Origin of the sequence: Streptomyces sp. NPDC017993 (genome assembly GCF_044328065.1) — a bacterium.
In the GTDB taxonomy this organism is placed as follows: Bacteria; Actinomycetota; Actinomycetes; order Streptomycetales; family Streptomycetaceae; genus Streptomyces.
Window position 1 is genome coordinate 1 of record NZ_JBIRGO010000043.1, and the last position, 25,609, is coordinate 25,609.

At 67.1% G+C, this 25,609-nt stretch carries 22 protein-coding genes and 1 pseudogene; 8 read left to right on the forward strand and 15 right to left on the reverse strand.

Translation table 11 applies throughout. The features are described from left to right. Together ACH4FH_RS37965 and ACH4FH_RS37970 are read right to left on the reverse strand one after the other, a co-directional pair. Positions 1-364 (reverse strand): annotated as a pseudogene (locus tag ACH4FH_RS37965) (hypothetical protein); the annotation flags it as partial. A 108-nt stretch (positions 365-472) separates the two neighbouring features. Further along, the gene (locus tag ACH4FH_RS37970) at positions 473-1,507 is read right to left on the reverse strand and encodes a tetratricopeptide repeat protein (RefSeq protein WP_398560541.1); all 1,035 of its coding nucleotides are present in this window, start codon (positions 1,505-1,507) and stop codon (positions 473-475) included. Between the two features lie 447 nt (positions 1,508-1,954). On the opposite strand from ACH4FH_RS37970, the gene ACH4FH_RS37975 reads away from it, so the two are divergent. Both ACH4FH_RS37975 and ACH4FH_RS37980 read left to right on the forward strand, forming a co-directional pair. After that, positions 1,955-2,158, forward strand: coding sequence for a hypothetical protein (locus ACH4FH_RS37975; RefSeq protein ID WP_398560542.1), 204 nt, complete (start codon positions 1,955-1,957; stop codon positions 2,156-2,158). Positions 2,159-2,410: 252 nt separating this feature from the next. Continuing rightward, on the forward strand, positions 2,411-3,475 hold the full coding sequence (locus tag ACH4FH_RS37980) for an NAD-dependent epimerase/dehydratase family protein (RefSeq protein WP_398560543.1): 1,065 nt from the start codon (positions 2,411-2,413) through the stop codon (positions 3,473-3,475). Between the two features lie 7 nt (positions 3,476-3,482). On the opposite strand, the gene ACH4FH_RS37985 is transcribed toward ACH4FH_RS37980, so the two are convergent. The 5 genes from ACH4FH_RS37985 to ACH4FH_RS38005 all read right to left on the reverse strand — a co-directional run bounded on the left by ACH4FH_RS37985 (position 3,483) and on the right by ACH4FH_RS38005 (position 8,468). Next, positions 3,483-4,358, reverse strand: coding sequence for a glycosyltransferase family 2 protein (locus ACH4FH_RS37985; RefSeq protein WP_398560544.1), 876 nt, complete (start codon positions 4,356-4,358; stop codon positions 3,483-3,485). 417 nt (positions 4,359-4,775) lie between these two features. Further along, positions 4,776-5,507, reverse strand: coding sequence for a hypothetical protein (locus ACH4FH_RS37990; protein ID WP_398560545.1), 732 nt, complete (start codon positions 5,505-5,507; stop codon positions 4,776-4,778). 439 nt (positions 5,508-5,946) lie between these two features. Further along, entirely contained in the window at positions 5,947-6,375 is a 429-nt protein-coding gene (locus ACH4FH_RS37995) for a DUF3052 domain-containing protein (RefSeq protein ID WP_398560546.1), read from the reverse strand. 69 nt (positions 6,376-6,444) lie between these two features. Continuing rightward, positions 6,445-7,104, reverse strand: a complete 660-nt coding sequence (locus ACH4FH_RS38000) for an HNH endonuclease family protein (RefSeq protein ID WP_398560547.1) — start codon at positions 7,102-7,104, stop codon at positions 6,445-6,447. Positions 7,105-8,216: 1,112 nt separating this feature from the next. Then, positions 8,217-8,468: a hypothetical protein gene (locus ACH4FH_RS38005; RefSeq protein WP_398560548.1), complete on the reverse strand. Its 252-nt coding sequence runs from the start codon at positions 8,466-8,468 to the stop codon at positions 8,217-8,219. A 246-nt stretch (positions 8,469-8,714) separates the two neighbouring features. Here ACH4FH_RS38005 and ACH4FH_RS38010 point away from each other — a divergent pair, with 246 nt between their 5' ends. Both ACH4FH_RS38010 and ACH4FH_RS38015 read left to right on the forward strand, forming a co-directional pair. Then, positions 8,715-9,035, forward strand: coding sequence for a hypothetical protein (locus ACH4FH_RS38010; protein ID WP_398560549.1), 321 nt, complete (start codon positions 8,715-8,717; stop codon positions 9,033-9,035). Positions 9,036-9,288: 253 nt separating this feature from the next. Then, positions 9,289-9,495, forward strand: coding sequence for a hypothetical protein (locus ACH4FH_RS38015; protein ID WP_398560550.1), 207 nt, complete (start codon positions 9,289-9,291; stop codon positions 9,493-9,495). 2 nt (positions 9,496-9,497) lie between these two features. On the opposite strand, the gene ACH4FH_RS38020 is transcribed toward ACH4FH_RS38015, so the two are convergent. The 6 genes from ACH4FH_RS38020 to ACH4FH_RS38045 all read right to left on the reverse strand — a co-directional run bounded on the left by ACH4FH_RS38020 (position 9,498) and on the right by ACH4FH_RS38045 (position 17,348). Further along, complete coding sequence (locus ACH4FH_RS38020) at positions 9,498-9,869, reverse strand: VOC family protein (RefSeq protein WP_398560551.1); 372 nt, start codon at positions 9,867-9,869, stop codon at positions 9,498-9,500. A gap of 656 nt (positions 9,870-10,525) precedes the next feature. Next, positions 10,526-13,126: a polyprenyl diphosphate synthase gene (gene uppS / locus ACH4FH_RS38025; RefSeq protein WP_398560552.1), complete on the reverse strand. Its 2,601-nt coding sequence runs from the start codon at positions 13,124-13,126 to the stop codon at positions 10,526-10,528. Positions 13,127-13,337: 211 nt separating this feature from the next. Then, the gene (locus tag ACH4FH_RS38030) at positions 13,338-14,498 is read right to left on the reverse strand and encodes a polyprenyl synthetase family protein (RefSeq protein WP_398560553.1); all 1,161 of its coding nucleotides are present in this window, start codon (positions 14,496-14,498) and stop codon (positions 13,338-13,340) included. Continuing rightward, complete coding sequence (locus tag ACH4FH_RS38035) at positions 14,495-15,148, reverse strand: ABC transporter ATP-binding protein (RefSeq protein WP_398560554.1); 654 nt, start codon at positions 15,146-15,148, stop codon at positions 14,495-14,497. Before ACH4FH_RS38035 ends, ACH4FH_RS38030 begins: the two co-directional genes overlap by 4 nt. A gap of 267 nt (positions 15,149-15,415) precedes the next feature. Further along, a complete protein-coding gene (locus tag ACH4FH_RS38040) occupies positions 15,416-16,048 on the reverse strand; it encodes a helicase associated domain-containing protein (protein ID WP_398560555.1) in 633 nt (210 codons plus the stop codon). Positions 16,049-16,565: 517 nt separating this feature from the next. Continuing rightward, positions 16,566-17,348, reverse strand: coding sequence for a hypothetical protein (locus ACH4FH_RS38045; RefSeq protein ID WP_398560556.1), 783 nt, complete (start codon positions 17,346-17,348; stop codon positions 16,566-16,568). Between the two features lie 181 nt (positions 17,349-17,529). Between ACH4FH_RS38045 and ACH4FH_RS38050 the strand changes: the two genes are divergently transcribed. Next, positions 17,530-18,012 carry a hypothetical protein gene (locus ACH4FH_RS38050; protein ID WP_398560557.1) on the forward strand — a complete coding sequence of 161 codons (483 nt, stop codon included), beginning with the start codon at positions 17,530-17,532 and terminating at the stop codon, positions 18,010-18,012. A 386-nt stretch (positions 18,013-18,398) separates the two neighbouring features. Beyond that, positions 18,399-18,701, forward strand: a complete 303-nt coding sequence (locus ACH4FH_RS38055) for an SEC-C metal-binding domain-containing protein (protein ID WP_398560558.1) — start codon at positions 18,399-18,401, stop codon at positions 18,699-18,701. Positions 18,702-18,758: 57 nt separating this feature from the next. Here ACH4FH_RS38055 and ACH4FH_RS38060 read toward each other — a convergent pair whose 3' ends face one another. Further along, positions 18,759-21,650, reverse strand: a complete 2,892-nt coding sequence (locus ACH4FH_RS38060) for a class I SAM-dependent DNA methyltransferase (RefSeq protein ID WP_398560561.1) — start codon at positions 21,648-21,650, stop codon at positions 18,759-18,761. A 254-nt stretch (positions 21,651-21,904) separates the two neighbouring features. Continuing rightward, positions 21,905-22,129 carry a hypothetical protein gene (locus ACH4FH_RS38065; RefSeq protein WP_398560559.1) on the reverse strand — a complete coding sequence of 75 codons (225 nt, stop codon included), beginning with the start codon at positions 22,127-22,129 and terminating at the stop codon, positions 21,905-21,907. A gap of 1,360 nt (positions 22,130-23,489) precedes the next feature. On the opposite strand from ACH4FH_RS38065, the gene ACH4FH_RS38070 reads away from it, so the two are divergent. Next, positions 23,490-24,320, forward strand: a complete 831-nt coding sequence (locus tag ACH4FH_RS38070) for a hypothetical protein (protein WP_398560560.1) — start codon at positions 23,490-23,492, stop codon at positions 24,318-24,320. A gap of 633 nt (positions 24,321-24,953) precedes the next feature. Continuing rightward, positions 24,954-25,553 carry a helix-turn-helix domain-containing protein gene (locus ACH4FH_RS38075; RefSeq protein WP_398560562.1) on the forward strand — a complete coding sequence of 200 codons (600 nt, stop codon included), beginning with the start codon at positions 24,954-24,956 and terminating at the stop codon, positions 25,551-25,553. The last annotated feature ends 56 nt before the right edge of the window (positions 25,554-25,609 follow it).

The window sequence follows — 25,609 nt, forward strand, 5'->3', positions numbered from 1 at the left end:
GCACCGGTTCGGGTGCGCAGGTGGGGGAGTCGGTGAAGGCGGTGAGTTCGGCGCGGTAGGCGATGCCGTCGCGCTCGGCGCCGTCGTGGATGCCGTACAGGGTGGGCTTGCGCACTCCGGGGAAGGTGGCGGCTGCGTCGCTGGTGCCCTCCCACAGCTTCCCCTTCGCGTACTCGACCGGCGCGGAGATCAACCGCAGCCAGCAAGCTCCATGGTCAGGATGGTGTGCCTTCTGCCCGAGGGTGTGCCCCTGGTAGCCCCACCGCCGCGCTCCCTCGACAGTGAGGCCGAGCGCTGCGCTCGCCTCCTGCTGCGCGGCGAGAGCACGGTGTTCGTCAGCTTCGGTGGTGGGGGGCGAGTACATCGCACACCTTCCGCAGGGCCCGGGGCGGGATAGCCGCCTGGTCGAGGGCAGGGCGAGTGGCCTCCAAGCACGTCCGGAGCCGACGGCCCTCCCACTGGCTGATAGGTCTCATGCTTCAGGCTTCGTGAAGTGGTCTGCTCTTTGCTGTAGTTCGGCAGCTTTTGCCGTTCCGTGGAAGCGGCGTAGGCGTACCTGCATGTCGTTGAGGGCGGTCTGCACTTTCACGGAGCGGATGCCTTCGGCGCAGGTGAGGAAGTCGCTCCAGGTGGCGAGGGCTCCGTCTGTGTCGCCTTGTCGCAGGCGTACGCCCGCGAGGTCGGCGAGGACGATGGCGCGGGTGCGGCGGCGGTCGAGGCCGTGGATCTCCAGGGCGAGGCGGAGGTTTTCTTCGGCCGAGTTCAGGTCTCCGAGCCGGGTGAGGATCATGCCTGATTCGTGGGCCCATCGGCCGGGGGAGTAGTGGGCGGCCCATGAGTGCCCGGGCGCGGCTGCGGACTGACCGATGGCGGATTCCGAGAGGGCCAGGTGCCGGGTTGCGGTGGTGCGGTCGTTGTCCTGGGCGGCGGCGTTGGCCAGGGTGGCTTCGTAGTAGGCGACGGCACGGGGGTTGTCGAGGTTCTTGCCGTAGTGGACGCAGGCTTCGCCGAGCTGGACGGCTTCGGCGCGGTAGCCGAGGTCGATGCATTGCACGGCGAGGCCGCGTAACGCGGTCGCGGACAGTTCCGGGTCGCCGGCCTCGGCTGCCAGGCGGAAGGCGTGCGCGTAGTAGCGCTGGGCGAGGCCTTGATGCTTGGTGTCGTCGCCCTCGTCCTGCGCCATCCATCCGGCCAGGTGCACGAGCTGGGAGGTGGCGGCGAACAGTTCGCGGCCAGTGGTCTCGGTGAACTTTCCGTCCAGCCACGGGGCCACGTCTTCGGTCAGGTAGCGGACCGCGAGATGCCGTGCGTGGCCGCCGCCCAGCTCGGAGGCGGAGTCCCCCAGGGCCTTGACCATCTGCTGCACGGCCGCGACCTCGCCCTTACCGACGCGGACGGCACTTGCTGCGGACACTTTGGTGCGGCGGGTGATGCTCTCAAGGTCCGGCAGCGCGAGGGCGGCGAGGGCGTAACCGCTGGTTGCGGTCAGGAAGTTCCGTCGGTGCACGTCGCTCCTTCCCAACTGGACTACTGACGCCACGGTATCGGTGGCGGCCCGGTTTGAATCGGCAGTTCTCACCTTCAGCGAGGCCTGTAAGTCCAGGTCGAGGACATGTGCGACGTAGGGGAGCCAGAATTCGGGCCTTCGTTTACCGATCAACCAGCGCCGGGCCGACTGGCGGTCCAGAGCATCGGGGCCCCTGCCGGCCGCGATGCCGACTTCACGGGCAAGCCGGGTAGGGCCCCAGCCGCGTTCGGCGCAAGCCTGCCGGATGAGCTCGTCAATGCCGTCGATTGCTCTCACCCCCACAGCGGTTCGCTGGCCTACACGGGCCCACGCGGGCCTACATTCTGGCCCCTTATCCCTCGCTGTGCCCGGATGTTGACTGAACGTCACCCGCACAGGAGGAGCTGACCTGGGCGGTCCTCATCTGCGCGACCGGAAGGAACGCTCGTGATCTCTCACGCGACCCCCGTCAAACGCGATATCGCCTACACCCACAACACCGAGGAAACGACCGTCGCGATCCGGGTCCACCATTGCGACGGCACCACCGAAGACAGCGTGCTGGTCCTGAACCCCGACCAGACGGCGGTGCTGTCCATTCAGGTCGAGCAAGCCATCAGCAAGCGCGAGACCGCCCGGCAACAGCGCTAACGGTCAACCAACGCCCTGTCGCCTGACTCACTCGGGACAGCTCTGACCCGGATGTGAGGGCTTGGCCGCCGAGGCCTGCTCGCCGGCCCGTCGTTGCGCCCCCATGACGCGGCCGACGACGACACCACGGCTGAGCCACCGGCATGCGCGCTGGACACAGATCCGGGCGCCCAATGAGCACCGCGGCCGGCGAGCCGCATCACCTCGCCGACGCGACCGCTGGAGCACCATCAATCAAGAGGGAGAGACCCTGTGGTCATCAACCAGCACGACGCCTTATCCCATTTCGCCGGAACATGCGTTGCGGTCACCGGCGGCGGAGGCCTGATCGGCAGCCGCATCGCCGTTCAACTGCGAGCTGCCGGCGCCCGCGTGATCGTGGTGGGCCGACTCGACGCCTACCCGAACGAGGTCTACTCACAGCTGTTCGGCATCGACACCCGCCACCCGGACACCGTCGTCGGCGATGTCGGCGACCGCGCACTCATGCGACATGTGGTCGGCCAGTGCGACTACGTCATCCACGCCGCTGCCATGGCGGACGTGGCCGCCTGCACCCGCAACCCGCTCGCCGCACTGGAAACCAACGTGACGGGCACGCAGATCCTGCTGGACGAAGTAGCTCGCGCCGGCCGGACCAAGCGTCTGGTCTTCACGTCCTCGGCCAGCGTCTACGGAAACGGCCGCCCCCTGGAGGGCAGCGGCTTGAGTCAGTTCCGCGAAGACGATGCCCCCGACCCGCTGTCCGTCTACGGGAACACGAAACTCTGGGGCGAGCATCAAGTGAAGATCGCCATGGAAGCCGCCGGCGTCCCCTACTGCGTGGTCCGGTTCTTCTCCGTCTATGGCGAGCCGCAGACGGTCAAGGAGGGTTCCCACTCGTGGGTGGTCGCCTGGCTGGCGATGCGCGCCAGTCTCGGTCTGCCGCTGGAGCTCAACGGCGGTGGCCGCCAGGTTCGCGACTTCGTGCACGTCGACGACATCGCAGCCGGCACCATCCGAGCGCTCATCGCCCCTGGCGCGGCCGGACAGGTGCTGAACATCGGCACCGGCCGACCGACCACGATCCGCGAGATCGCCAAGCGCGTCCTGATGCACTACCCAGAGGCGGGACTTGTCGAGCGGCCCCTGCCGGTCGGCGACCCGATGGGCGGCTACGCCAGCACCTGTCGCATGCGGCAGGCTCTTGGCTGGGAGCCGGCAGTGGCCGTAGAGGAAGGCGTGGACCGCTACGTGAAGTGGATCAACGAACGCCCCGAGGCCACCCCTCAGTGGATGCGGCGCCTCGCGGCAGCCTCAAAGCCCTGCACGGGGTGAGGAGGGGCTAGATGATGGGCGGGCGGCCCAGCCGGGTCATGTGCCACACCGTGGCCCATCGCATCGGTCGGCGTCGCCCGCACGGCGTTTTCGCTCCCTCCGCGAATCCGCCCGCCCATGCCTTCAAGCCTGCCAGCGACCGACTGCGCACCAAGGTCAGGGCGGCCCACACGCCCAGGTAGAGGGGGACCAGGAGGGCGGGCAGGTGGCGTTTGGCCAGCCACACGCGGTTGCGGGCCACCATGCGGTGATAGACCGCGTGCCGCGTCGGCAGGGTCCGCGGATGTTGCAGGACGAGAGCGGGCTCGTAGAGGACCTTCCACCCGGCGTCCAGAGCCCGCCACGCAAGGTCGGTTTCCTCGTGCGCGTAGAAGAACTCATCTGGCCAGCCGCCGACTTCTTCCAGCATCGGCATCGACAGCGCGTGTCCGCCACCGAGGAAGGTGGTGACCAGCCCCCTCCGCATCGGATCGCCGGCCCGCAGGCGCGGGACATGCCGCCGCTGGGTGAAGCCGGTCTCATCCGCGATGCGGAAGCTCACAATCCCCAGCTTCGGATCCGCCCGGTACAGCTCCTGGATCTGCCCGATCACATCCGGGCTGATCAACAGCCCGTCATCGTCCAGATCCACCACGACAGCGACGTCACCGAACTCCTGGAGCGCTCGGAGGGCAACGTTCCGGCCGCCCGAGACACCCAGGTTCTCTGCAAGCTCCACGCCCGTCACCCCCTCGGGCAGCATCGGAAGAGGCGATCCATTGCCCACCACCACGACACGGGCAGCAGGCGCGTCCTGCTTGGCTACCGAGTCGAGCAGGGCCCGCAGCTCGTTCGGCCGATTGCCCATGGTCAAAATGGCGACGCCTAAGCGGGGGTGACGCACGGGTGAACACTCCGTTCCTCGCAATTGGTGCCGCGATGCTAGCCGTTCGACCGTCCATTGCCGCGGAGGACGAGCGCCACACCCGCGAGACCGTGACCGGCCGGCCTTCGTCACCGGCCGGTCACCAAGCCACGGCGCTCCCACGAGTGCGAAGCCTGCGAACAGCCACATCAGCCGTACCGCTCAGCACCCTGCCCATCGGATGCGGTCCTGACGTCCTCGACGCCCGCGCCGTCGGACGGGCGATCTATCAGGGACACCACGCCGCACTCGCCCGACTGCTCACACCGCCATGACGGACCCACACTGGCCGACATGTGTACGGGCTGGGCGACCGTCCGGAGAGGCCGCAAGGACGCCGCACTGTGCGTGGCGGGGGTGAGCCGGCCTGGCACGCCGCGCGCTGAGCTGCCTCCGCTATACCGATCCCGGCATGCACGGAAGCTCACGGCGCTGACGCTCCACGAACCGCTGCCACTGTCGGGCTTGCTCCCTTGAGGGGGACCACGCCTGGATGCTCGCCCGGTCCAGGGCAGTGAACTCCTCCAGTGCCGTCGTCAGTTGCTGGCTGTCAGCGGAGCCGTTGCGGGAGACGGTGCGCACCTGCTGCGCAAGGTCGTGCAGACGGTGCGCGGCACGGTAGTAGGCGATCTGGACCTCGGTCAGGCGGCGTACGGCATACCCGCCGCACTTGCTGCACGGGGCAAAGCCTTCGCAGCCCAGCAGTTCCTCGATGGTCACCAGGTCGTCGTGTCGGCCGACGCCGCGCTCCTGCCGCCGGTGGGGACAGCCGGGGGAGTGGGCCAGGCCCTCATACTGGCCGGCCGCGTCCGAGGTGTAGGCCTGCACCTGGGCCAGCACCCCCAGCGGCAGCCCCGACCCACGCCGCCGGCCGGTCTCGGTGCCGGCTTCGAAGGGCTGAAGGTCCAGCTGTTCCATGGCAAGCAGACCGTTCCAGACCGCGGCTGCGAAGGGGGCGCTCGGAACCCCTCGGTCGTCGTACCCGGCGGCCTCCAGATCGCGCAGGTCGGCCACGCCGCGCGCCAGGGCCAGCGACCGCAGCGCGTGGTCGACATCCCGGCGCCCCGCGCAGCCGGACCAGCAGCCTTTCGCCCTCCGCCGCGCCCAGACTGCGGCCGAACGCCTCATGGTGCGGGTCGTAGGTATGCCCGGGCCAGGTCTCCTCATCCTCGGGCACCTCCCGGCCGGGGGCGGACTGCCAGGTTCCGAAAAGAGCGGCAGGCAGATCACTGGCACCGGCGATGATGACTCCCTGCCACCCCGAAGGGGCCCGCCACGTAGGGGACCGAGGATTGTTCCACTGAGGTGGGTTCGGTGTTGCTTTACCCGTGGGGCCGTTGGTGGGACCGAGAGTGGGAATGCCAATTCGCTTCGAACCGTGCTTCCTGCAGGTCAGACCCTGCGGGCAGGCCAGACATCAACGCCGACATCTCTTCCTCCGCGGGAGGAAGAGATGTTTTTCCCTCGGGCAGACGAGGGCGGTGCGTCTGGACGCGAGAAGGCGCCCAGCCCCATGACTCGGGTTGGACGCCTGTGTCCTTCGCGGTGTGCTCTTCGGTTCCGGCTGCTACCGCTTGGCCTTGGGTGTTGCCAGGCGAAGGCCGTTCCAGTCCTTGCCTGCACTGGTAGCCCCGACCTGCTGAAGGCCAGCCGTCACGGCGGCCTCCTGGATGTCGGAGGGGTCGACGTATCCGTCGCGTCCGGTCTTCGGCGTGAACAGCCAGATCAGGGCCCCCTCTTCGATCAGGGTTGTGGCGTTGACCAGCGCGTCGGCAAGATCGCCGTCGTCGTCGCGGAACCACACGATCACGGCATCAACGACATCGTCGTACTCCTCATTGACCAAGTCGGTGCCAGTCAGTTCTTCGATGGCCTCGCGAAGCTCCTGCTCTGCGTCATCGTCATAACCGAGCTCCTGGACGACCTGACCCGGCTGGAACCCCAGCCGCGCCGCCGGGTTGGTTCGCTCTTCCGCGTGATCCGTCGTTGCGCTCATAACTGCTCCTCAGGTTGGGGACGCGGCCCTGACTTCTCCGATTAGGTACGTACCGTAAGGGTTCGGGTGCTATTGGTGATGTTCATACTCCGCGTCGGTGTCCTCACAGCCGGCAGCGAGTTCGCGCAGAGTGTCGCGCTCGCGTTGATCGGCGGTCAGGGACCAGCGCAGTTTGGTGCCGACCCAATCGGCCAGGTACGTACACCGTGCGTCGGGGGCCGACGGCATCCATTCGGCGGGGTCCTGGTCGGCCTTGGAGCGGTTGCTGCGGGCGGTGACGGCGACCAGGGAACGCTCGGCGCCCAGGTCGTTGGCGAAGGCCCGGCGACGCTCAGCAGTCCACTGGGAGGCCCCCGAATCCCAGCTCTCGGCCAGCGGGACCATGTGGTCGATGTCGAGATCAGAGGGGTCTTGCACCTCGGTGTTGTCGTAGTACGAGAACCAAGTGCCACCGGTCAGCTTGCAGCCGGCCCCGACGCTGGGCTGGGTGATGGCTTCGGCAAGGAGGACTTCCGCGCGGGTGTTGCAGCTGTCCCTGTCTTCGTCGATCCAGTGCCTGAACTTCTTACGGTCGTAGCCTTCGCGGGATTCCGAGGCCAGCGGGAGGATTTCGATGGCGTCGTGGAGGCTGAGCTCTTCGGCGGCGTGCGCGGGTGTGGTGACGGCTGCGGTGAGGGGCAGTAGGGCGAGGGCCGCGGCCACGAGGGTGCGGACAGTCGTCTTGATCATGAGATGTTGATAGCGCCCTCACGTGAGCCTTCGGGAGGGTTGTGCGGGGCTCTCACCCGGCAGAGCCGTAAGTCGTACCGCAGCCGCAAACAGCCTTTGGACAACCGGCCCGGGCACCGCGGCGTGTCAGTCGGCTTCCGGTGCGAAGGGGCCTTTGGGCAGGGGTGTTCCCGACGGGGGTAGGGTGAATTGATTCCTGCAGGTCAGATGGGGTGCGAATCAACTCTGCGGTGAGTGAAATTACTGGCGTCGGCCTGCCCCGCTCGCCAAGCAACGCAGGCCGACGGCCAGTCAGCTGATGCAACGCCCAGATCTGCTGGCGCTCACGGAGCCAATACCCGGCGAGTCCGCTGGCTCCGCAGGTCCGTCAGGAATGATCAGAACACCGCACCTCACGGGGAGGACCAGTGCACAAAGCAGCCTTACGCCGTAGAGAAAAGCCGCGCCAAGAAGATGCAACTGGGGGAAGTTCCATGCGTGACAAGGTTCGCACGAACAACCGGGGTCGAGCGCTGCGTCGTACAGCTGCCGCCGCGTCTCTGGCCCTGATCGGCGCGGCTCTGCCTGTGGCCCTCGCGACGCCGGCCTCGGCGTCCCAGTATGACTGCAGGAATTACCTGGACGGGAAGGGCTACACGGTAGGCCCGGGAGTGAAGAAGGCATGCAACGCCGCAGCGTCTATCCCAGGCGGGCCGGGCGACTCCGCATGTTATTGGGGCCTGTTGGACCTCAACGTCAAAAGTACGCACGCACGCACGGCCTGCGGCCGGGCGTATCCATAGATGACGTGACGCCGACGCACTCCGGCCTCGGCCAGGGGCGGACGGCGGTGAACTCCGCGGAGCGCGATGCTCCGGCCCGAGCAGGACGACAACCTGACAAGACGGTTCGAATCCCGCCACCCTGACCACAGGTAAGAGAGCCACCTACTGGATGCAGTAGGTGGCTCTCCTGCATTGCACTGAGCGGTTTGTTGTCCGCGGACAACAAACCTGGCACCAGCCGATCGCCCTGTTCCGGCGGTCCCGGAGGCATGAACCTGTCCGGGCCTCATCAGCTACCTCACGACGAAGCACCACGAACGGAACAACCACCAACCCGTTACACGCCGCTTAGGGCGAGCAGATCTCGTCCACCCGTTCCTGTTCTTCCCTGACTCTTTCCTGGGCCTTCCGCAAGCGCTTCTTGGCGTCGTCGACCTCTTCCTCCTGGGCGGCGATCGCCTTGGGGTCCGGAGGCTGTGCGGCCCGCAACTGGGCAAGCTTGTGCTGCTCTTCGTCCAATTCCGTCGCGCAGCGTTTCAGGTGGTGCTTCGCCTTCTCAAGGGCCTCTTTGGCCTGCTTGCAAGGGTCGATGGCAGGCATGCTTCCTCCCTCTCCGGATGGTGAGCCTCAGCCTCACAGGCAGGCCGTCACGGCGCGCGTCGAGAAGACCCACTCGGCCGTCAGCCGCTCCGGTGGGCCTTACGGCGGTGCGGGAGGTCCGCTTGGCGGAGCCCGGTGGCGGTGCGCCCGGGGGAGACGGACGGTGTTCGGGACACTCATGGGCGGTCCAACGCCCCACACTTCACGTGGTCACGCTCGAGCTCTCCAGCTGTGAGACTGTGCGGTATGTCAGCTCATCTACGGTTCTTCTTCGAGTACGGAGTTGACACCCCGTTGTGGCCAGGCCCATCAGGCAGTCCCGATCTCGAGAGTCGCTACGGGTACCCGTGCGATCTGGAGAAGCTGCCCATTACACCGGTCACCCGGGGCGACCTCGCGCGACTGGCCGGCTGGTACCAGTCCTCGCTCAACGAAGAGTATCCACCGGGCCCGTCCCCCTGGAGCGCTGACGAGCAGGAATTGTTCAGGCGCCAGGCTGACGCCGTCCTGGAGACGCTCCGCCTCGAGCTGGGCGAGGACTGGACGGTCGAGGACCGGAGACCTTAACGTCCCGCGCGAAGTAGGCGATCTCCCGCACGGCCTGAGCCGGGTGCCTGCCATTCTCTCCTTGCCCTCCTCAGCTGCCTGGTCATGCTTGCGGGCTGGTTCTCCAGGCGCAGCCCCAGGGTTCGTTGGCGTAACGAGGTGGGCCGTCTCAAGACGCACGGCCGAGTCGCGCACCGGATATGAGCGGGACAAGTTCCGCCTGTGGATCGACGCCGATCACGACGGCTGCGACACGCGGCGGGAGGTTCTCCTCGTGGAGGCGGTGAAGAAGCCGCGGCAGGGGGAGGACTGCAAGCTCACCGGCGGCAGGTGGCACTCCTACTACGACGCCAAGACCGTCACCGACGCGGGCAAGCTCGACATCGGCCACGTCGTAGCTCTCGCCGAGGCCTGGGACTCCGGCGCCTCGAAGGGTGTCGGCCGCGAGGGCGGAGCCGCCCGTCACCAGGGGAGCTGGTGAGGTCAGGCCGGGTAGGGCGGCTTATCCGGCACCAACTGGACCACTTCGAAGCCATTGCCGTCCGGGTCCTCGCCGAAAGCCAATAGGCCGACGTCGGGCACCGGCAGCGGGGAAGTCCCCATCTTGCCACCGTGTGCAAGGACGGCCCCATACGTCTCCTGAGCATCGTCGACGACCATGCGGAGACAGCACTGGTCGACGCCGTTGGTCAGCTTTTCCGAGAGTTCCACCATGCTGCCGTCGATTCCGGGGCCCTGGTCGCCGGTGCTGATCGCCCAGCGACTCCCGTTGGGGACGAAGGTCCACCCGAAGACGGACTCGTAGAAGGTGCGCAGGCGCGCGAAGTCGTTGGTGAAGATCTCGAATTGGGCCATGGTATTCCCTTCGGCGGACACGTCGGAGGCAGGTGTGTTTGATCTTGACCGCTGGCGCGCGTGACCGGGTACGGCGTTGTCTGTGGTGGGCTGCGGCGCACCCCGTCCTGGTCAGTGCGCCGCAGCCCTGCGCGCCCATGACCGGGCTGCACGGCGAACGTAGCGACGTCGCTGCCCTGGGACGAGGCGGCAGGGTCCAACCGGGTGCCGGGCGGTATGGCTCTGGGCCGTCCCGGGCCTCGCAGACCCCGTGTCTCCGAGGCCCGGTTGCGTTTCGCGGCCGGTTGCGGACCTTGCGCGGGGTGGGGGAGAGGAGCGGCGCAATACCGATGCTGCTGGTACAGCGGGATGCTCCAAAGTGCGCAATGCCCGCTCCCTGCTCCGCTGACGCACCGGCTCCGTGCCGAGGGCTGCGACATCAGGGACGAGGACGTGCCCCGCCTCTCCCATTCAGGGAGCGGCACATCAGCATCCTGGGCCGCTACCTGTTCAACATCACCGCCAGCGGCCCGGGCCTGTCCTGCGCCCCTTCCGCAACCCTTGTGCCGCCGAAGTTCGTCCAGTCGGAAATGTGCCGCTCCCAGTGCCTCCCAGCCTTGGCCAGCAGGACGCGGTTGCCCAGGGTGCCATCGTTTGACGACAGGCAGCCCGCACGTTCAATGAACTCGTGCAGTGTGTTCGTCGGGGTTGGTGAGTGGGGACCGGGTGGCGCCGAAGCGGCGGTCGCGGCGGGTGTAGGTGTCGATGGCCTGCCACAGATGGGTGCGGTCGGTGTCCGGCCACAGGGCGTCGAGGAAGACGAGTTCGGCGTAGGTCGACTGCCAGGGCATGAAGTTCGACGTCCGTTGTTCGCCGCCGGTGCGGATGAGCAGGTCCACGTCCGGCAGGTCGGGCTGGTGGAGGTGGCCGGCGAGGTGGCGGGGGGTGATGTCGTCGGGCTGGATGGTCCCGGCGGCGACCTGGCGGGCGAGTGCACGTGCGGCTTGGGTGATTTCGCTGTGCCCGCCGTAGTTGATGCACATGTTCACGGTCAGGCCGGTGCGGTGGCGTGTGAGGTGCTCGGTCTGGCGCAGTGCGTGCACCAGGCCCGGTGGCAGGCCCTCGGGGAGGCCGGACCAGCGCAGCCGGACGTCACGTCGCCAGACTTCCTCGGTTTCCATGACGAGACCGTCCTGGGCCAGGCGCAGGATCGCCTGGATCTCGGCGGCGGGGCGCGCCCAGTTCTCCGAGGACAGGGAGTACAGGCTCAGGTGGGGCAGGCCGATTTCGAGGGCGCCGTAGATGACCTCCCGCACGGCGAGCTGGCCGGCTTCGTGGCCGGCGGTACGCGGCTGGCCGCGGTGGGTGGCCCATCGTCCGTTGCCGTCCATGATGATCGCCACGTGCTGAGGGATCAGATGGGCGGGCAGTTGAGGCGGCTGGGCGCCGCTGGAATGAGGCTTCGGAGGCAGCAGAGGGGGCGTGCTCAATGCGCCGTGGTCGCCTTCGGCGGGCCGCGGCAGGTGGATGGGGGAAGGAACGGTGGCAGTGGTCTGAGTGTGGCGGCGCCAGGCGCTGGCCGTACGGAGCCGTCCACGGGCCAGCGTGAGGTGGAAGCGGACCGGGTTGGCCCGGGAGCGGCCTTGTAGAAGTGCATGGGGCCTGCGGTCGATGCGGTCCAGTTCGAGCAGGTGCAGATCGATGACGGTCCGCAGGGCGACAGCCATGGGCGGGTGCTGGGAGCCGCCAGTCGCGGCCTGTGCCAGCCACTGGCGGGCGTGTGAGGTCATCGCGTGGACCATCTCGGCATACCGGCCGGCAGCCCGGCCGCGGGCGAGGTCCTCGGTGCGGACGTCGTACTCGTCGAGTACAGCAGTCGGCAGCTTGACGAAGCCCTCCGCGGCGTCTTCTCGCAGGTCGCGCAGCACGTCGATGAGGTTGAGTGCGTCGGTCCATCCGCGCAGGGCCTGGGCGTCGTCGGGTGTAAAGGCCAACCCGGGGGCGGTGAGCAGGGTCATCAGGCGCCGGACGCCGAAGGGGAAGGTGAGGGTGTGCCAGTAGGTGTACCAGTCGTCCCAGGTGGTGATGGTGCTCTGCCCCTTGGCGTCTTGGCGGTAGAGGGCGTTGAGCGCCGTAACTCCGCCACTGGGGAGGTCCCAGGTCCATACGACGTGTACGAAGGCCGCACGCAAGGGGTCTTCGCTGTGGCCTGCCCGCAGATCGCTCTCCAGCAGTTCGCTGAACCCGCTGACGCGTGCGACCCGTTCCTGCCGGCCAAGGCGCTGGGTGTCGGAGATGTCATCGAGGTAGCGGCCGTATCCGTACATGGCCCAGAACAGCGGTCGCAGGCGGGCGGGCAGGAGCTTGGTGAGAGCTGCTTCCACGGGACCCGACCGGCGCATCAAGCGGCGGCAGATCTCGTAGCCGGTGATGACCGTGGTGTCGCGGATACGGGCTTGGCGGTAGATGTACGCGCGGACCGGGTGCAGCAGATGCAGGGCGACCAGGCGGGCGCAGGGCTTGGTCGCGCGCGGGCCCAGGAGCCTTTGTGTGAGCGTGCGCCGGCTGGTGCGGACGGTGAAAGCAGCCAGGCCGGCGGCGGTCAGCCCGGCCGACCAGCACAGGCCGAGCAACAGGTGCCGCCAGGGAGTCTGGGTGAGGTCGACCGCGGACACGGCGGACTGCATCGCCCCGTAGGCGGGCAGCCACTTCAGCAGCGGACTGTCCGCGGAAGGGTTGGCGACGGGATTCTGCAGCGTCAGATCGATGAAGCTGACCATGATGACGGCGAACATCCCCGCCAGCTCGCTGCGTAGCACCGCCGCCAGAAGGATCCCGACACCCCCATACGTCAGGGCCCCCACCATGAACGCCGCAGTCATGACATCCAACCGTGCAGGTTGGTAGAAGGAGCACACCCAGGCCGTGGCATAGCCGGCGGTCAGCGCCGCGGTGAGCAGCAACACGACGCTGCGGGCCAGCAGCAGGCAGATGCGCGGGTAGCCGGCGAGCACCATGCGGTGGTCGAATTCCGCAGAGCGGCTGGCGGCAAGGAACATCATGAAGCCGACGATCAGCGCGAGGGAGTGCAGTCCACCGGACAGCTGGCTGACCGTGTTGGCGCCCAGTACCACGGGCTGATCGGCCGCGCGAAGGAAGAACCGGACCGGGTCGTCGGGCAGGACCTGGTAGGCGAGCGCCAGCCACAACGGAACGAAGAAGAGCACCAGGACCAGCGCGAGCCGGTTGCGGGCCTGCTCCAGCGCAGCGTGACGCACTGCCGTCCCCAGACACCGCCTCCACCACCTCATGCGGCGCCCCCGGTGGCACCGCGGCGGCCGGCGGTCAGGACGCGGTCCAGCAGCCGGTGCAGCCGGCCAGGGTTCTGGTGGGTCGTTGACACATTCACTCCACGAATTCGGTGGTCGGCCGGCCCTGGCCCCGGAGGCCCGCACTGGCGGAATGGCGGGGCCGTGAGAGCGGCGCTCGTCATGCGGTTCGGTTGTGCACGGTCTGGATCAGGTCGCGCAGTGCGGTCGCCGCCGTGGCGGGCAGGTGGGCTTGATTCAGGCGATCCAGGGCCTGGCGGTGGCGTTCTTGGATGAGGTCCTCCACCGCTTGGCGGGCACCGCACCCCTCCAGCACCGCGTGGATGCGATCTGCCGCGCGGGCGTCCAGGTCCGCAGCGCCCATCGTGCGGCGAAGCAGCTCCTGACCGGCCGGATCAGCCCGGCGCAAGGCGCAGGCGAGTAGCGCAGTGTGTTTGCCTTCGCGGAGGTCGTCCAGGGTGGGCTTGCCCGTACGACGGGGGTCGCCGAAGGTGCCCAGCAGGTCATCGCGAAGCTGGAACGCCTCACCCAAAGGCAGGGCAACGCCGTTGAGTACCTGGTGCAGCGACTCGTCGCCACCGGCCAGCGCGGCGCCGATCTGCAGCGGGCGCTCCACCGTGTACTTGGCCGTCTTGTACTGGGCGATGCGCAAGGCTGTGCTCAGGCAGTCCGTGGGGCGGCCTGTGGTCACCAGGTCCAGGTACTGGCCGGTGACGATCTCGCTGCGCATGCGATGGATCACCGGCACCACGGCCTTGATCTGCTCAGGGGGCATGGGTGTGCTGGTGAGGAGTTCGTCGGACCACACCAGGACCAGGTCGCCAGCGAGGATGGCCGCGTTGACGCCCAGCCGTTCAGCCTCGGGGTAGCGTGAGTGGTGCGCCGCCAGCGTCCGGTGCATGGACGGCCGGCCCCGGCGATGGTCGCTGCCGTCCATGACGTCGTCGTGGATGAGCGCGAACGCGTGGAAGATCTCCAGGCAGGCAGCCACCCGCAGGACCGATGCCGGCGGTATGGGGCCTGTGCCTCCGGCCGCGTACCAGCCCAGCACGCACATCAAGGGCCGGATGCGCTTCCCGGGCGCGGTAATGAAGTCACCCACCGCATCAAGCAGCGCTTCCAGAGCGGGCTCCCCGGCACGGGCGCTGCGGACTTTGTCGGCCACGAACACGGTCAGCACCTCCTCGATGCTGCGAACGATCCGGTCCAAGTCCAGCCGCGCCGCGCTGGTGCCGACGGAGCGGGCAGGCTGCAGCAGCGCGGGTTCTGAACTGGTGGAGCCGTCGCGCACTGCCGTGCCTGGAGACTGCCGCCGGCTCATGCGGCCCCTTCCGCGGCACCGCTGTGGTCGGCGGTCAGGACGCCGTCCTGGAGCCGGTGCAGTACGTCAAGGCGCTCGCGGTCGTAGGCCAGGTGGGAGACGACCACGACCGCGCGGCCCCGCTCCCGCAGTCCCTGGGCGATGTCCCAGAATCGCAGATAGGTCTCCCAATCGAAGCCCTGATACGGCTCGTCGAGGAGCAGCACCTGCGGGTCGTGCATCAGCCCCAGGGCCAGATTCAGCTTCTGCCGCGTCCCACCGCTGAGCACGTGTATGCGACTGCGGGGGCTCTCGTTGAAGCCCAGCTCCTCTAGGAGTTCCCACACCCGCGCACAGCTGTTGAGCCGGTAGGCGGCCTGGAAGGACCGCACATGTTCAGCAACCGTCAACGCCGGGTGCAGCACCGTGTTCTGCGGGCAGTACCCGATCCGCCCCCGGCACTGGACCGTCCCGCTGTCGGCTGCGGCCTGACCCGCCAAAATGCGCAGCAGCGTGCTCTTACCGGCGCCGTTCGCGCCGACGATGCCAAGCAGACAGCCCTGCGGCACGTCCAGACTTACTCCGCGTAGTACCGGGCGCCGGCCATAAGCCTTACGGACGTCATGGAGACGCAGAAGGGCGCCTGCGGGCACCCAGCTTGAATCGTTCACATCATAAGCAACGACTGGCCTGCGAGATGGTCGCGTGGTCAACGGCCGCTACGTCTGGGACCCGGTGGCGAAGCGAGTGTCTCGGGCGAGGGACCGGCGCGCGGCGTGGAGCAGGACGACTACCGGCCTGGCGCCCGATACTGCCCCGGGCCATGTCGCGGTGAAGCGGACCTGGTCGGCGCCCAGTCGCCCGCACGCCGCCAGGGGCGTAGCCCCCGAGCAGATAGCCGGGCGCGAGCTCGACTGCCACGGCGGCTACGTCGTCCTTCATGTCCAGCGCATTCCGATGGCGGAGAGTTGCTCAACGCGCTCCGGTGTCAGCGACGACGCCCGGGATCGTTGGTTCCCGACCCATGCACCGAGCTTGAGCTGTATCTCCCGCTGCTCCTGGCCGCCGTCCTCACCGTGGGCCGCGCCCAGGGTGATCGTTTCGATGTGTTTGCGGGGGACGTGTAGGTGTCCTTCGCGCTCGTAGTACTGCTGGGCCGCGGTGAGGTGCATCGCCCACTTGTCGGCTTGGCTGGTGCGGGGTTTGGGTTTCTCGTCCTCAGTGGCGGGTTGGATGCCTAGGACGTGTTCGCACATCCACTGCTGCACCGTGCTCAGGCTTTCCCACCCGAGCCGGGCCGACATCACCCACCGCCCGAGATCCTCGCCCTGGCGCACGAGTTCGCCCGCTGTGGTGGGCAGTATCCCGCCCTCGTCCAGGTGCAGCCGGGGCAGGTGGAAAGCTCGCTGCCACGTCACCGGCCATGCCGGGCACCACGAGGCGTCGATCTCCTCCAGCTGCTCACGCCGCGCCTCCGTCAACGCCCCCGACGACGACTCCACTGGCAGCCCTTCGGCACGTCGCTGCTCGATCTCCTGCGCCTTCCGAGCTGCGGCCCGCGCGTTCTTCAACCAGATCCCCACTGATGGTCTGCGGGGGAATGTCAGTTAGGCATCGTCATTTCGGTGTCGGTGGCGCAAGCACGGTGACCTGGCGGTTGGCGCTGACCGCGTGGTGCTCATCTGGTACTGACGTGATTGACGAATGGGCATGTCGGTCTTGCGCAGACTGCTATAGCGGGTGCTGGGTTTGTGGTGGTCAGAGGCGTCCAGGGCTTCCAGCGGCAAACGAGTACCTCCCGAACGAACCGGCTTCTCCATGCTGCTCGACACTGCCCGCTCCCGCGGCTGGATCCAGATGGACGCCCATGACTTCTGAAGATCGTCTGCGACTACCGAAACGTCGTCCACCTGCGCCAACAACAAGAACGAGGCGTCACGCCGGACCGCGGACCCCGTCGGCATGTGTTGGTGCCCGGTCCTCGCCGTCCTCAACTACCTCGAGACCGGTCATAGCGGTTCGTGGGCGTTGTGTGCACCGCTCTGCGTCGAGCGAGGGCAGGTGAATGTGGAGTCTGCCATGGCCAATTCAGGGATTGCTGGCCTCTTGCTTGCGGCGTCGGCGCAGTTCGCGTTGGGCCTGGGCGCGGGCGCATTCGCGGGAGCAGTACTTGACGCCGGTGGTGCGGTGTTGGCGGTATGCGGCGCGGCCGCGTTGGCGGACGAAGGGGCGGCCGCACCTCTCGTTGGCGCAGTGGTGGATGGCGGCGCCTTCGACGAGGTGGTTGTACAGCTGCAGGAACGCCACGGAGTAGACGGTGGGGTAGCGGTCGGAGAGATCGCCGATGCCGATGCTGAAGCGGCCCAGGGCCCGGTTCAGCACCTCCTCCAGCGATGTGAGTTCGGCGTCGATGAGGATCTCCTGCAGCTCCTCGAGCGACTGCGGCCAGGGCGGCTCGCGGTGCTGGGTCTGTGATCGAAGGTCGGCCAGCGTCTCCTCGGTGACGTGCGGTCGGACGAGTTCCTCGAGCCCACCCTCCTGTTGGCAGGCCAGCCATGTCGTGATCGCGTCCTGCGCGGTCCGCACGTAGATGGCCACCAGGTCGCGGTGCACACCGAACGGATGGGGCTGCTGATCGCTGCCGGCTTCGGGGATGTCCTGCAGTTTTTCGTACACGTCCTCGGAGTCAAAGGACAGATCGTCCCGGTCGGCGCCGAAGAGTGGGCCGTAGGCCGCCATCATGCGTGCTGCGCCCTCAAGGTCGTCGGCTGGCAGTTCCATCAGCTCGCGCAGGTAGAAGTCCTCGGGCAGTTCTACGGATGTGCGGTCATCGAAGGGAGCGGGAGTCCACAGGATCCAGTCACCCTCCACGCGCACGTTCTTGATGCGTCGCGTCAGGGGTGGGATCGGGATGGTGGACCCAGGCCATAGCGTGGGACGAAAACGTGGGTCAACGTACTCCGGCATGGCGGCATCATAGCCGCTACGGTGGTAGTACAAAACAGTGGAGCTTCGTACTACGCGAAGTTGCGGTCGACAGGGAGGCGCAGGAGTGACCGACTGGCTGGCACGAAAGACCATCGGAGACCAGCACGAACGCACCGTGAAACAGGCACTTGAGGCACGCGGTTGGACCGTCCACCTTTGCGGACAGGGCACCTACCCGGCACCGATTCAGCAAGCCCTGGGCCATACATGCTCGGCACTGCGCTACTTTCCTGACCTCATCGCAGCCCGCGGCAGCGAGCTGGTCACCATCGACGCCAAAGCGCGCATGCCCAGCACCTCGTCCCAGAACTACGCCATCTCCCACAAGTGCGCCCTGGCAGGCCTGCAGTTCATGGGCACCCATGCGCCCGTACCGCTGTACTACGTCCTGGGGGACCTCCGAGTTTTGACGCCCGCGGAAGTCCTTTACAACGCCTTCCACACGCTCCGGCCAACGAGTGGTGCCTACCATCTGGTCAGTAGCCGTCGTGCGCTTCCCTTCGACGACGTCTTCGGGACCAGCACCGCTTATGAGCGTGCCGCCTGAACCTCGACCGGCATTGCCCGCAACCGCAGCTGCCGAATCGGAGCGCCCAGCAGCAGCGGCCGATGGCCAACGAACGAAACGCCGCTCCAACCCGGGACTTGGGGACACCCCACGGCGGCCAGATCTGAAGGAGCTCACCCTCCTGTCGTGCGATCAGGAGCAGGATGGTGCCGAGGCGTTCGCCAGGAGAGGGGTCCCTGTGGAAGTGGGGGAGCGGTGGGCGCACCGGGTGGCGCCGCACCACGGACCGGTCGCGGAAGTCGAGGTCCTGAAGATGGGCACGCAACGCCCGCTGCGTGTCAAAGTCCGCTTCATCGCGGAGGAAGCGGAAGGCAGGCAGGAGTGGGTGCCGCCGGCCCGGCTGCGTGTGGCCTGGCAGGACAAAGATGCCTCCGCTCGCCGCCTCCGGCTACGTCATGCAGCCGACTGTCGCCCACGCAGCCGCCGACGCTCTCGTCCTGGCCGCCGATGTGGTGCAAAGCAGCCTTTCGCGCGTGAAGTGGACCATGGACGACATCGGCCTGACGTCAGAGATCCACGGCCTCAACCATCTCTCCTACGCAGGCGGCAGCGACCAGCCACCCCAGCGCAGTGACGCCTGCCCGTGCGGCAGCGGCCGCAAGTACAAGCGATGTGTGCACCGGTGGGGGCAACCAAGCACTCCACCCCCACCGGCCGCTGCGCCCTGAGAAGCCAGGCCGTAGCGCTCGTCTCGCTCCTGGTCCGTGGAGGGACTGGCCATAGGTTCACGAAGTGCCCCACTCGAGCAGCGCCTTGAAAACAGAGTCGCTGTCCAGCTCGTGGCCTCGGTCCAGACTCTTGAGGAGAGCCGTGGAACTCGTCATGCGGTCCGGGTAGTACAGCTCGGGTGCCAGACATGCGGGGCAGTCGCTCAGGAGACAGAACGGCGAGAGTGAGAGGGGTTCGTCGTTTGGGGGGATGAGGTAGAGCCGGTCGTCTGCCAGAGGGTGTGCCGTGTCGAAGGAGACCGTTGCGAAGTCGGGGTGGTCTCCCATCAGGGCCAGGCCTGATACGCGGAACTTCCCGGCAGCAGGCACCCATTGGAGCCGGTCCGTGTGAACCCAGCGGGTGTGGGCGAGGAATGCGCATCCCGACAGGCTGCTGAGCATCAGCGGTTCGATGCGCCCAAGGCTCTTCTCCAGCTCGGCCCGTGTCCGGGGGCCTGCGCCGTGCCGGATCTTGTTGCGGAGCTCGACCAGTTGGTCGAGATCGGCGACCAGGCCTTTCCCGCCCTTCTTACGGGCTGTTGCCTCGACGAGGCCGGCCGCGGGATCCCCGTGCTGGCGTGCATCTTCGGCCACGGCCCTGACCACGCCCACCCAGTGGCCGAGGGAGACACCGCCCCGCTGAACGGACTGGCTCCACTGGGCGATGGCCGGCAGATCCTGACGGCCGCGGTCGGCGGCCAGGGCAAGAGCCATGATGCCCAGAGACAGGATCAAGGACTCGGCGCACTGGATGGCCGCCTCGTGCTTTTCCGCCTGGGACAGGGAGTGCCGGAACTTGCGGACCGCGCGCGCTACGGCGTAGGGGTACGAATCCTGGAACAGCCTGTAGGGCTCGTTGTGCTGGCGCAGGTTCTGCGCGGTCAAGGAGCTGATTGCGGCGGCGTCATCCAGCAGCCCGCGCCGGGCCGAACCGGTTCCGCTTTCGAAAATCCGCATCCGTCTCCGGTGGAGGTCGTCCTGGATGTGTGTGGCTTCCCGTTCTCCTTCGTCGAGCATGGCGAGGGCGGCGCGGATTTCCGACAGGCTGCCGTCACACCGGGGGATCCAGATGTCGGCCATCTCGCGGGCCTTGATGCGCGGGATGACTCCGTACTTCGGCAGCTGCTGCTCAGCCAGAGCGCTGGAAAGGTAGGCGATCATGTACTCGTGGGGCAGAAGCTCCTCGGTGAGCCGGATGACGATCAGGCCCTGGCCGGGCTGTACGCCGTCGTATTGGCTCGGCACACACGTCCAGTGACGGGTACCGGCGAGATCCCGTCCAATGATGTCGCCATGCCGCAACCGGCGGCGGGGTTCGCGCTGGTCTGCGCGCAGGGGCAGGTCTGCCACGTCCGGCAGCGTGCTGGTCAGCAGGGTGGGTGTCAGAACCCGCCGTTGCCCGTCCGTATCCGTCGCATCCGGTTCTTCGTCCAGATCAGCTTTGCGCACGGACCCGGGAAAGATTTCAGCGAAGTCCCCCAGACGGATGCCTTCCTGCGCGGCCCGCTGCATCTCATGGATCTGACGAAATCGCCCCAGCGACAGGTTGTAGTCCTCCGCGGCGATGTCCGCGCTGGTCACGCAAAAGCTCTGCTCGGACCGGGCACGCCGCCGCTCGCTGCTGCGCCGCAGCCGCCAACGCCGCATGAGATCCGGGAGGTTGTTGCGCGTGTGATCGACAGCATCCAGAACACTGTCGGGAGCCAGCCCGAGCTTGTCCTGCGCCAGTAGTGGCTCACGCCGGTCGTCCAGGCTGAAGCCGTCCGCCGTGAGGTCGTAGAACCACACGCTGTCGGCCTGTCCGGCGTCCTTGGTGAAGAACAGGATCACCGTCGAGACCCCCGCATACGGCTTGAAGGTGCCGCCAGGCAGCTGCACCACAGCCTCCAGCCCGTGCACGTCCACCAGCAGGCGCCGAAGTTCGATGTGTGCAGAAGTCGAGCTGAACAGCAGACCGGCGGGGACGATCACGGCCGCGCGTCCCTTCGGCTTCAACAGCTCCAGAATCACGGCGAGATGAAGAAGCTCGGCCTTCTTCGTACGCACCATTGCGAGCAACTCGTGTGCGACGGCCTCGTAGTCGACGCTGCCCGCGAACGGGGGATGGGCCAGGACGACTGAGTAGCGCTCACGCTCCGCCCCGGCGCCCTCCGCCAGATTGTCCCGGTAGCGCAGATGAGTACCCTCGTAGCCCTGAAGAGCCAGCCGCATGCTGCTCAACCGCAGCATGGTCATGTCGAAGTCAAACCCCTGGATCCTGCCGCTCACCTCCGTCGCGCTCTGCTGCGCGGTGTCGGGGCGGGACCGGTGGACGAACTGAGCAGCGGCAGCGAGGAGACCGCCCGTGCCGCAGGTTGGATCGCACACCTCGTCGTCAGCTCCGGGCTCCGCCATCGCTGCCATCAGAGCCGCCAGATGAGGAGGCGTACGGAAGGCACCATAGGGACCGGCCGTGGCGACTCGGGCGAGTAGTTCTTCATACAGAGCGCTCGCGATGGCATCCCCAGCCGAGAGCGCCTCTTCCAGCAGGCCCACAACCCTGGCGAGGAGACTGGGAGTCGGGATCGTGAAACGAGCATTTGTGACGAGCTGCGAATAGCCCAGCCCGACGAAAGCGTGCCTACGCAGCCAGGGAAACACCTCGTCGGTCATCGACGTATACATGCGTTGAGGCGTCAGGCGGATGAGATGGCACCAGCGCAGATGCTGCTCGTCCTGAGTGAAGACGGGCTCCCTCTCCAGTGCTTCCTGCGGAACCGCCTCCTGGTCCCAGCGTTCCTGAATGCCGTCCAGCTCACGGATATACAGGAGGTGGGATAGCTGCTCCACGATCTCCAGCGGACTGGAGATTCCCGCTGCCCAGAAGGCGTCGAAGAGCCGGGTGGTGGTACGCATGAGACCGTCGTTCATCACGTACCGGAGACTATCCGTGCCGTCCACAGCCCGGTGATGCATCCCGGCAAACCCGCGGACGCCTGCGCCACGAACGCTCCGCCAGAGGGTGTGCTGACCATGCGGGTCTCGCCTTGTCCGCAACGGCGCCGGAACACGAGCGTGCCGGAACTCTCGTGCCTTCACCAGAGGCGTTGCTGCCCAAGCGGTTGGGCCTGCCCCGTGGGCAGGCGCTCGGCGGCGACAGCGTCACCAGCGGGCGATTGCCGTCCCTATGACGGCTCTTCCTTCAGCGGCCAGCCGAGAGTGGCCAGTCCTGCCGGACCGCCGATGTGCACGTACTGCGTGCGGCCGTGGGTGTGGACGATGTTGGTGACCGGCGCCGCGGTGAGCAGAGAATGCATGAGACGCCCGGGCAGAGGCTCCCACAGCCGCATGCCGGTGCCGTTCCCGGCTGCCAGCAGACAGGTTCCGGGGACATGGGGGAGCGGGGTCATGACGGCGGTGTACGGGGTGTCCATCCGGCTGATCGGGCTTCATTCTCGAGGGTCCCAGATCACGATCTCGTGGGCCGTGGCGATAGCCACCGCGACACGGCCATCAGGTAGAGGGATGAGTTATCGACTTCATCCACGTCGGGTCCTTGAGGGACGAGGTGAGACTCATAGGCGCATCCTGACGTACTCGTCCGGCAGTGCAGCGTTGTCTGGCTCCAGTACCGGGCGGTAGCCGAGACTTCGCGCCATCCCTGCTGTACCGGCCGCGGAGGCATTGTCAGACCCTGCCTCTACAGTGCCCCGCCTCCTGGACAGGGACGGTGTCCCGACCACGCATCCAGCCAGACAAGACAGCGGCCTAACCTGCACCAATGGTGTCGCGGACGCTAATAAGAGGCGGGAGTTCCAGTCAGCGGTTGGCAGCGGGGGCGGACGGCCGACGACCGCGAGCTACGCGCGTTGCATCCCGAGCAGCGCTCGGGAACGAATGACCGAAAGGATCATGTCCCGCATGAGCCCGCTCTAGGTTCGAGACGTGCTCGACATGCCACTGCATCAGGGCGCCGACCGACAAGCCACGACACGCATGCCTCGCCGGAGTCAAGGCCGATACCAACGGCCTTGGCCCTTCATGCGGCGTCGACTGCCTGCTCACCGGCTATGACAGGTTGCCCGGCCGCCACTGCGTGTGCCGCTGAGATGACGAGCTCACCGCTGGGAGCCGGGCGATGCGGCTCCCAGGGTGTTGAGGACAGACAGAGGAGAGGACATTCATGCACGCCATAGAGTCATCGCTGACGCCCGGTACTACAGGTGTGACAGGGGGCGGTTGGTGCGGCCCGCTACCCCGCCTGGGCGGCGGTGCTGTGGTGAGGCGAGTGTGGAGGCGGGCCACGGTGTACGGGGCCGCCGCTACGAACCGGCAGGCGTATGACGGCACCCCAGGTGCGGGACTTTCACGAGCGCGAATAAGTCCCGTTGCTTGGCCGGTCAGTTGGCGCCGTGGGCTCGCTGGCCTTCTTGGCCGTACGGAGAATGCCGCGCACTGTCATCGAGACGTCCGCCGACACGCGAGGGGGGCGGGGGCATGAGGTGTTCGCGTTACAGCAAGTCGACTCGCGCTCAGTGCCAACGAGATGCTGCGGAATGGCCGCGTTTCGACGACCTGCCTGCGCCGGTCGTGGCATGTGCCAGTCATCTCAGCCCGTTGGAGTGGGACGCCTGCCAGGAAGCCCGCATACAGTCGGCCCGCTTAGCAGCGGAGCGTCGAAGGCAGGAAGCCGCAGAACGAGACGTCCTCGGGATCCCGCCGCCTGCTGTCGATGGGAGGCCGCCGGACCGTCCATGCATCGAGAAGTGCATGTCTAAGCAGAAGGCTCTGGGCGAGGACAGGGACGGAGCGTTGACCGAGTGTGCCCATTGTGACGGCTTCGTTTGCCTGAATTGTGGCGTAGAGCGAGTTCACGACGTGCTCGGCTGGTGCGATGCCTGCGAAGGGCCCCAGCCGGATGAAGCCAGCTATGAGCCGGTGACGCCCCAGGGGGATGAGACGTATGACGGGCCCTTTCCCCAAGGGCGGCTCACCTCAGTCGTGGCCAGGATCGTTGCCGCAACGGGACGCTCCTACAGTAGTGTCAACTGGGCTATTAACCAGCAGTCTGGTGTGAGGAGCCGGGTAGGTGCCGGAGAGCACGTGATCCGACGAGCCACTTGGGTCGCCGAGTACTGGCTGCAGCAACTGGACACGAGCTCCGCTACCCCTTTGAAGCAAAGCAGGCCCGTTGGCGCGGATTCCTGGGCCACGAACGACTGGGTGGTCTGGGAGATCACTGTCTACGATCCCGAATACAGGATCAGCGAGCCGTACAACACGGCAGGCGTCGGGTTTTTGCTGGCCAAGGAGAGCCGGGAAGTGATGGTCGGTTTCGCTGACGTGCTGGGATGCGTCTACGAGGGTTGCAAGGACGACGGAACCGTCGGTAGTGACGATGACCCATGCTATTCGTGGTGGTTTCGAGTGCCGCAGGCCGAGCACGCTCAGCGCAATGCTCAGAGATGGCCAGTTGTGGTGGAGGAGCTACGACGGAAGTTGGACCGCATGTTCGCCGATCAACACCACTGGGGTGTCTTGGTCGATGGGCGCCGCACCCGTGCCCTGGTGACGGGGGAGCAGATGGCGCCTCTGCTGTGAACGCGCTTCACTCGCCCGCCAGCCGCCAGCCGCCAGCCGCCAGCCGCCAGCCGCCAGCCGCCAGCCGCTGAGCTGCAACGGAATCTGGTCCGTCGACGACCTCACGGCGTGTCCACCGTCCTGGTGGACACGCCGGCTACGGGTCCACTGGTTCCATTCGATCATGAGTCTGAAGCTTGCTTGCGCGTTGGAGCGCCCAAGATCCAGGAGAGACTTAGACCGGGAGGAGGACCCCGCGGCAGTGGGGTTCCTCCCAAGTCTTCCAGGGCCTGGGTTGTGGCGCGCCTGCTGGAGGCCGCTTCCTGAGATCCGACCGGCGGTCGTGCGCTCGCTGTACCCTCCCAGCGCACCAGAGGTCCCTGGATACCCGCGAAGCACCCACCTGGCATCCTGATCCGCCGCACAGGTCGGCCGTAGCCGCGGCGCTATCGAATGCCGTTTGCTGAGAGTCGGGGTCACGGGCCCCGTCGCGGATGAAGTACGCCTCAATCACCGGTAGCTCCGTACCCGATGCTGCCTCATCGGACACTCCCGGGCCTGTTCCAAGGCATGGCCTCCTGCGACCAGCCTCCAAGCGCCTCATAAAATCGAGTACGATCCGATATCAGAGTCCGCATGTAAGAGGTGGTGAAGGTGCTGTTGACGACTGGTCAGGCTGCTGAGGAGCTTGGTTGCGCTGTGACCACTTTCCGGCGTCTGGTGCATGCGGGGCTGCTCCCGGGGCTTTCCCGCCGCGGGGTACGTGTCATGGTTCCGCTGGAAGTCGTCCAGGCCCTCCGCGCGCGTCAGCCCGCGCCCCTGGACGGCCTGGACGCCGACGAGATCGCTGTCTTGCGTGTCGACACAGCTCAGCCTGCGACGGAACCGGACCGCAGCTGGATCGGTTTCGCCGCCGCTCTGGCGCCCGAGGATCTGCTCAAGGCGCTGCGCGGTTGGTGGCGCTGCGACGCCGCCAGCGTGGCGGCCGGGGGAGTGCTTCCTGTCACCCTCTCCGGCTACGTGGTAGCCGTCCTGACCAACATCGCCACATGGGAAAAGAACGAACACGGCAGGCACGCCTTCCCCCAGGCCCAGCTCGCCGGCTACATCACCGACCTGGCTCGGCCCACCGTGGAAGTGACGGCCTCCGCGCGAACCGACCGCGCCCTTGCCGAACGCCTGCTGGGCACACGTCTGCCCTCCGACTCGGGTGGCGCGGTCGCCTACGTCACCACTAACGCCACGACCGGCTGACCCGGCAGCCGGAAAGGGGACTGTGATGGACAGTAAGACCTTCACCGCTGCTCTCG

Excerpts from the sequence above, each read along its gene's own strand:
- ACH4FH_RS38070 (WP_398560560.1), top strand. The coding sequence starts at position 23,490 with ATGTCTAAGCAGAAGGCTCTGGGCGAGGACAGGGACGGAGCGTTGACC.
- ACH4FH_RS38010 (WP_398560549.1), top strand. The coding sequence starts at position 8,715 with ATGTCAGCTCATCTACGGTTCTTCTTCGAGTACGGAGTTGACACCCCG.
- ACH4FH_RS38005 (WP_398560548.1), bottom strand. The coding sequence starts at position 8,468 with ATGCCTGCCATCGACCCTTGCAAGCAGGCCAAAGAGGCCCTTGAGAAG.
- ACH4FH_RS38020 (WP_398560551.1), bottom strand. The coding sequence starts at position 9,869 with ATGGCCCAATTCGAGATCTTCACCAACGACTTCGCGCGCCTGCGCACC.
- ACH4FH_RS38000 (WP_398560547.1), bottom strand. The coding sequence starts at position 7,104 with ATGATCAAGACGACTGTCCGCACCCTCGTGGCCGCGGCCCTCGCCCTA.
- ACH4FH_RS38065 (WP_398560559.1), bottom strand. The coding sequence starts at position 22,129 with ATGACCCCGCTCCCCCATGTCCCCGGAACCTGTCTGCTGGCAGCCGGG.
- ACH4FH_RS38060 (WP_398560561.1), bottom strand. The coding sequence starts at position 21,650 with ATGAACGACGGTCTCATGCGTACCACCACCCGGCTCTTCGACGCCTTC.
- ACH4FH_RS37995 (WP_398560546.1), bottom strand. The coding sequence starts at position 6,375 with ATGAGCGCAACGACGGATCACGCGGAAGAGCGAACCAACCCGGCGGCG.
- ACH4FH_RS38055 (WP_398560558.1), top strand. The coding sequence starts at position 18,399 with ATGCCTCCGCTCGCCGCCTCCGGCTACGTCATGCAGCCGACTGTCGCC.
- ACH4FH_RS38030 (WP_398560553.1), bottom strand. The coding sequence starts at position 14,498 with ATGAGCCGGCGGCAGTCTCCAGGCACGGCAGTGCGCGACGGCTCCACC.
- ACH4FH_RS37990 (WP_398560545.1), bottom strand. The coding sequence starts at position 5,507 with ATGAGGCGTTCGGCCGCAGTCTGGGCGCGGCGGAGGGCGAAAGGCTGC.